At 70.6% G+C, this 6,822-nt stretch carries 4 protein-coding genes; 3 read left to right on the top strand and 1 reads right to left on the bottom strand.

Translation table 11 applies throughout. The features are described 5' to 3' along the window. Positions 1-1,095 precede the first annotated feature (1,095 nt). On the bottom strand, positions 1,096-1,560 hold the full coding sequence (locus KDL01_RS37735; RefSeq protein WP_212533517.1) for a hypothetical protein: 465 nt from the start codon (positions 1,558-1,560) through the stop codon (positions 1,096-1,098). A 184-nt stretch (positions 1,561-1,744) separates the two neighbouring features. Here KDL01_RS37735 and KDL01_RS37730 point away from each other — a divergent pair, with 184 nt between their 5' ends. The 3 genes from KDL01_RS37730 (at position 1,745) to KDL01_RS37720 (ending at position 6,729) form a co-directional block, all read left to right on the top strand. Further along, complete coding sequence (locus KDL01_RS37730; protein WP_212533516.1) at positions 1,745-2,476, top strand: GNAT family N-acetyltransferase; 732 nt, start codon at positions 1,745-1,747, stop codon at positions 2,474-2,476. Positions 2,477-2,535: 59 nt separating this feature from the next. Further along, positions 2,536-3,060, top strand: coding sequence for a GNAT family N-acetyltransferase (locus tag KDL01_RS37725; RefSeq protein ID WP_212533515.1), 525 nt, complete (start codon positions 2,536-2,538; stop codon positions 3,058-3,060). A 594-nt stretch (positions 3,061-3,654) separates the two neighbouring features. Further along, positions 3,655-6,729 carry an AfsR/SARP family transcriptional regulator gene (locus KDL01_RS37720; protein ID WP_212533514.1) on the top strand — a complete coding sequence of 1,025 codons (3,075 nt, stop codon included), beginning with the start codon at positions 3,655-3,657 and terminating at the stop codon, positions 6,727-6,729. Positions 6,730-6,822: the final 93 nt, after the last annotated feature.

Below are 6,822 nucleotides of genomic sequence, written 5' to 3'. Positions count from 1 at the left end.
GGCAATGGCGGGTGGGCGTACTCGTGTGCTGATTGTGAGAGTGGGGGCGTGACTGGTCGGGGCGCAATCGGTGGAGGGAGCTGAGCCTGGGTGCTGATTCGGGGCGCTGACTCAGGGCACTGGTTCACGGCGTCGGATCGGTGCGCTGGCTCGGCCCTGAGCTGCGCTAGGCGGCGGGAGGCGTCGGCGGATTCTGCGGCGCCCATGCGCTGTAGAGGTTCAGTTCAAGGCGCGGCCTCGGTCCGGTTCGGTCTGTCTCGGCTGGCCTGGCAGCCTGCGGGCGTTGGAAGTGCCGTCCAGGGCGCGGGCCTCGACTATCGAGCAGTTTCGGCTGTGCGCGGGCTGCGTCCAGGGCTTCGAGGTGCAGCTTCGGAGCCGTCGGACGGGTGGCGGAAGCGGGTGGCGGAAGCAGGTGGCGTACACGGCCTTCGCGTGGATGGTTTCGGCCACCTCCCTGGGCATGCCCACCTCGCGAAACACGGCGAGTGCGCCGGCCGAGACGGTCGGTGCGATCCGGGCCCGCATTCAGCAGGGGTAGCAGGGGCGACAGGGGAAGCAGGAGCCGCAAGGGGCGCGGGTGCAGCAGAATTCGCCCGGCGTGCTGCGGATCGGGCTGGACGGGCGGGTTCGCCGCGTCGAGCAGCCGATCCGGGTGACGGAGGGAACCGAGTGGGCCGAAGCGGCCGAGGACTCGACGCCGCCGCTCCCCGTGCGTCGCCGGACCCTGACGCGCTCCCTCGGTCGGGATCCGATCCGCGCTCTGCTCGCCCTCGTCTGGGATCCGGCGCGGCGCTCGACGGACGACGGACGACGGGCGGATGCTGCTGCGGATCCTCAACGGCTTCCTGATCCTCGCGCGCGAGGCGGAGCGGTTCGCGGACGGCGCGCCCGGGAACGAACCGAATAGGCGGAACCTGTAGAGCGTTACCCTCGCCCACGTCGAGGCCCGACGTCGACTGGCCAGCAGGGCCGTACTGCGGATGGGCCCGTTGGAGGAAGACGTCGGGCGGGGCATCGGTTCGTGAACGGCGGAGACGCCCGTTCTTCAAGGTCGCGCGGTGGGTCGGCCGTGCGGGTAGCGTCGGGTGTTGGTGGTTACTCTGTGGTTGTCTTCCGCAGGTTGCGTCGTGCAGCTCGTAGCGCCTCGAGCTCAAAGTGGGGGAATGATCGGCGCCAAGCCCGGTGATATCCGCTCTCGCCGTATGTATCGACCACGTTGTCGAAGCAGCGGATGACGGCTCGGGCCAGGGTGTCGGCGGGTTGCCGACTTGTCCACAGCTCGGTGCCCTCGCGGTCGTGGCTGCGGCGGTCGGGAAGCTGCAGCAGCCGGATCGAGACGTCGTCGCCCTCGCGCTTGAAGATCCACCGGAAGGCAGCCGGTTCGGTTTCGAAGTCGGCCCGCGTTTCGGTCTCGCTGATGAGCAGGCGCGCGACCGCGGTCAAGAGGTCCTCTGGCACTGAGGCGATATGAGAGGTCTCAAGGCGTGCTTCGGCATCCTGGTCGGCCACGGTGCAATCGGCCCAGCCGTCACCGCTTAAAGCCCACGTCAGGCGCAGCATGTCTACCCTCATTTGATTAGCCTGCTCTGGTCCGGCCGGCAAACGCGCTGATGCCGCGTATGCAAACCGTACGCGGCATCAGTGTGCCGAGACGTTCAGAAGCCGCCCGACGACTGAATGGGGGAGCCCAGGTGGGCCCGGGGCTCGGCCCGACGGTGGAGCCGGCCGCTCATAGGATGAGTTTGTGGAGGACGAGCGGCAGCTTCTTGAACTGGAGATCGATACGATCTATGGTCTCGTTCCGGACTCACCCGGCCAGCCACGGCGGCTCGCCACCCCCGACGTCGCCTTCGTCTTCGGCTGGTCGCCGAATGCGAGCGTGACCGCCCTCAGTCACGCGGCGGCCGAGCTGATCGGCCCGATGGACGTGGTCGTTGCCGAGCGGTTTGCGCCGGAGGCCGAGCCGTCGATCGTGGGGCGGGTGCAGGAGCGGCTGCGCAGAGCCGATTCAGCGTCAGGATTCACAGTGTCCGGCGGTCCGTCCTACGTGTTCCCGCAAGCGGCGGCCGATCTGCCCGACCTGCACGTCGGGTTGCCGATCATCGCGTCTGATGCCAGTGGCCTGTCGGCGGCACGCCGACTGGTTCGACCGGATAATTGGCCGGCCGAGGAGTGGGACCGGCTGATCTCCGGCCGGATCGGTCCCTGGGCGATGGCCGTCGACGAGCGTTGCCCCGCCTCCATCTGCCACACTCCCGCCGCCACCGCGCGCAGTGCGGAGGCCGGGACCTGGACCCGCCCAGAGCACCGCGGCGCGGGCCTCGCCGGCGCTGTCGCCGCCGCGTGGTGGAGGCGTGTGCGCGCGGAAGACGACCGGATCGGTTTCTACAGCACGGACCGTGCTAACGCGGCGTCGCGCGCGGTTGCCCGCAAACTCGGCCTCAGGTCGCTCGGCTGGCTCTGGATCGTCAAGTGAAGACGGACGGCTCGGATAAATACTGCGCGCGGGGGAGGGGGCGTGGCTAGCATGCGGGGATGACCTTGCAGGGCAGGCAGGATCCGGCGGTTTCGCCGTGGCACGTGACTTCGGGTGAGCAGGCCCCCGAGACGGTTGAGCGGCTGTTGCGCTCGTTGCCCGAATGGTTCGGCATCGATTCGTCGATCGTGGAGTATGTCGAGCATGCCCACCGGCTCTCGACGTATCTGGCCTGGGCGGACAGGGCACCGGGGGACGGCGCCGAGGACGGTGAGCGTGCGGCGGTCGGCGTGATTCTGGTGGCGCGCCACTTTCCGGGGGCGGCCGAGGTCTATCTGATGGCGGTGGATTCCGCGCTGCACCGGCAGGGGGTCGGGCGGAGCCTGGTCCGGGCGGTGGAGGCCGATCTGATCGCGGACGGGGTCAGCCTGTTGCAGGTCAAGACGCTCGGTCCGTCGCGGGCCGACCCGCACTACGACCGGACCCGGGAGTTCTACACGAGCATGGGCTTTCGGCCGTTGGAGGAGATCCACGAGCTGTGGCCGGAGAACCCGTGCCTGGTGATGGTCAAAGTCCTGCAGTAGCCCGTACTCGGCCGCTTCCGGCTTGCGGTACAGGACTCTGCGACGGTGTGGGTGCGCAAGGGCGGAGGCGGGCAGCAGCCCTTTTCCGGGGTTCGGTGAAACGCGGAAGAGTTGTCTGGACCACGGGGCCGGGGCGGCGTCGAAAGCCGTGGAACTTTCATGCGGCCGCGACCATCACCACAAATGCTGACGATTGCAGACGAGTGATGCGCCGAGAGTTCGCCGGATCGCTTTCTTCGACGGGGTCCGTCGCCGCCGCGGGGGTGGGCGGCGGCGTGGCCGACCTGCGCGCTCGGGCCGGTGGGGCGGTGGTGGAGTGGTGGCGGAGCGGCGGGTGGATACGCGTGCAGCGGGTGGGGTTGTCGTGAAACTCGCCGCGGCGGCCCGGAAAAGGTCCGGCGTCTCAGAGTACGAGATATGTTTAAAAGCGCGTTAAATTTCTCGTGCAAAGGAGATGATTGCCAAGGCAACCGCGCTGACCTACACTGCACCCCGGAGGACAGTTCTCCACAATCAGCCTACTTGCACGCATAGACTACCGGTTCCTCGGTGCATGGTGTGCAGCATCCGCGGCCGGTGGACTACGGGGAGGCAATGGCAGAACTCGCCTTTCGGCTTCTCGGCCCTTTCGAAGTGCTCAGCGACGGCCGGCCGGTGCCGGTCAAGTCGGCGCGGCAGCGCATCGTGTTGGCGATCCTGCTGATGTCACCCAACCATGTCGTACCGCTGGACCGGCTGATCGACTCGGTCTGGGACGGCGAGCCGCCGCTGACGGCCAGGGGCCAGATCCAGATCTGCGTGTCGGCGCTGCGGCGTACGCTGGCCGACCCCGACGTGATCGAGACCAGCCCGGCCGGGTACTGCGTGCGGGTGCGCCCGGAGCAGCTGGACTACGCCTCCTTCGACGCGTCGCTGGTGCGGGCCCGGGCCGCGGCGGCCGCCGGGAGGCTGTCCGAGGCCTCGGAGGAGATGAACGCCGCGCTGCGGCTGTGGCGCGGGGTCGCGCTGGCCGGGGTGCCGGGGCGCAGTGCCGAGACGCTGGCCAACCGGTTGCAGGAGCGCCGGATCATGGCCATCGAGGACCGGGTGGAGATCGGGCTCGCGCTCGGCGAACACCGGGAGCTGCTCGACGAGCTCGTCGTGCTCACTACCGAGCATCCGCTGCGCGAGCGCCTGCACGGCTTCCTCATGCTCGCGCTCTACCGCTCGGGCCGGCAGGCCGAGGCGCTGACCGTGTACCGCACCGCGCGCAAGGCGCTGATCGCGGAGCTGGGCCTCGAGCCGAGTGAGAACCTGCGCCACCTGGAGCGGGCCATCCTCGCCCACGACGCGGAGCTGAACGTCGCGCAGGACTCGGCCCGGCCCAGTCCCGAGCGCGCGCCGGCGGCGCAGCGGCCGCACCAGTTGCCCGCGGACATCCCGGACTTCGTCGGGTATGACGCGCTGGTGCAGTCCCTGGTCGCGGCGCTCACCGTCTCCTCGGCCGAGGGCGGGCCGGCGGCGGCCGGGGGCGAGGGCGCGGCTGCTCGGTCGGACGTTCCGCTGGCCGTGGTGACCGGACAGCCGGGCTCCGGCAAGTCCACCCTCGCGCTGCACACCGCGCACCTGCTGCGCGCCCGGTTCCCCGACGGCCAGCTGTTCGCCGCCATGCACGGCGACGCCGCGCAGCCCACGCCGACGATCGAGGTGATAGCCCGGTTCCTGCGCGCCCTCGGCGTGGCCTCGGACGCGATCCCGGCCGACCCGGAGGAGCGCGTCAACCTGCTGCGCAGCCGGATGGCGTTCCGCAAGCTGCTGATCGTGCTCGACGACGTCGCCGACGAGAACCAGATCAGGGACCTGCTTCCGGGGGTGCCGGGACCGGCCGTGCTGGCCACCAGCCGCTCCCGGCTGGCCGCGCTGCCCGGGGCGCACATCGCCGAGATCGGCCTGATGCCCGAGGCGGACTCGGTCAGGCTGCTCGAGCGCATCGTCGGGCCGGGCCGGGTCGAGTCGGAGCCCGAACACACCCGGCGGCTGGCCCGGCTGTGCGGCGGACTGCCCATCGCGCTGCGCATCGCCGGGGTGCGGCTGGCCTCGCATCCGCACTGGTCCGTCTCCACCCTGGTGAACCTGCTGGCCGACGAGCAGCACCGGCTCGACGAGCTCAGCCACGGCGACGTGGCGGTGCGTCCGCTGCTCGCCCTCGTGCACGACTCCCTCGGCCCCCGCCCGCAGCAGCTGTTCGGGCTGCTCAGCTCGCTCGAGCTGCACGACTTCACGGCGCTCACGGCCGCGTCCGCGATGGACACGGACCAGCGCGAGGCCGCCCGGCTGCTCGACGATCTGGCCGAGGCCCGGCTGCTCGACGTCTCACTCGGGGCCTCGGGACAACTGGCCCGCTACCGCTTCCAGACGCTGGTGCGGGTCTACGCCTCCGAGCGCATGGCCGCGCGCGACGACAGCGCGGTGCAGCGGCTGGGCGCCGCGACGCGGGTGTTCGGGTGCCTGCTGGCCATGGCCAACGAGGCGCACTCGCGCATCTACGGCGGCAGCTACACGCAGCTGCGCGGGCGGGCGCCGCGCTGGCCCGGCGCCGCGGCGTACTTCGCGCTGCTCGACCCGGATCCGCTGCTCTGGATGGACGTGGAGCGGCCGAGTCTGCGCGCGGCCGTGCTGCAGGCCGCCGCGCTGGTGCGCGCTCCCGCGGACGCGGCGGCGCTGCCCGGGGACGGGACCGGCATGGACGAACTGTGCTGGGAGCTGGCCATCAACGCCGTCACCGTGTACGAGGCGCGGGCGTTGTTCGACGAGTGGCGCGACACCCACACGGCGGCGCTGGAGGCCGCGCGCACGGCCGGAAACCGGCGCGGCGAGGCGGCGATGCTCGCCTCACTCGGCTCCCTCGGTGTGGCTCAGCGCTCGAAGGACGACGTGGCGAAGCTGCAGTCCGCGCTGGCCCTGTTCGAAGAGCTCGACGATCTGGTCGGCCAGGCCCTCGCCCAGCGCAACCTCGCCCACATCGACCGCATCCAGGGCCACCCGCGCCGGGCGGTGGAGCGTTACGAGAAGGCGCTCACCGGGTTCCGGGCGATGGGCGACGTGGCCGGCCAGGCGCACGTGCTGAGCGGCCTGGCCCGGGCGCAGCTGGACCTCGGCGACACGGTGCAGGCCGAGGTGCTGGCGAAGGAGTCGCTCACCCTGGCCGGGCAGCTGGACAACCGCAGGTTCCAGGCGCAGGCCCTGTACCGGCTGGGCGAAGTGCTGATGCAGTCCTCGCAGATGCTCGCCGCCAAGGCGGTGCTGCAGGAGACGCTCAATCTCACCCAGCAGCTGGGCGATCTGATCGGCGAGGCCTACGCGACCAGCGGGCTCGGCCTTGCCGCGCTGGAGACGGGCGAGCTGAACTCGGCCGAGATCCACTACAGCCGGGTGGCCGAGATCTGTCAGAAGGTCAACGAGCGCAATGTCCACGCCCAGGCCGTGTTCGGACTGGGCCGCGTCTACGACCTGCGCAGTGAGTACGATCTCGCGGAACGCTATTACGTCAGTGCGGTCAACGCCTTCGCGGCCCAGGGCAACGAACCCTGGCACACGCGGGCGGTCGAGGCGCTACACGAGGTGCGCAAGGCCGCCAGCCGCCTGTCCACCTTCGCCGATCCGACGGGGTACGAACACCCGGGGGCGTGACGGCGCGGCCACCTCGGTGCGGCGCTGTCGCGCGTCTCAGCCCCAGGGGGTGTCGTCGGCCGAGTTGGCGCTCGCGGTGGCGGTGGGGGTGGC

Origin of the sequence: Actinospica durhamensis (genome assembly GCF_018139695.1) — a bacterium.
Classification (GTDB): domain Bacteria; phylum Actinomycetota; class Actinomycetes; order Streptomycetales; family Catenulisporaceae; genus Actinospica; species Actinospica durhamensis.
Note: the sequence above shows the minus strand (reverse complement) of the source record. Positions and strands in the feature narration are given on the sequence as shown.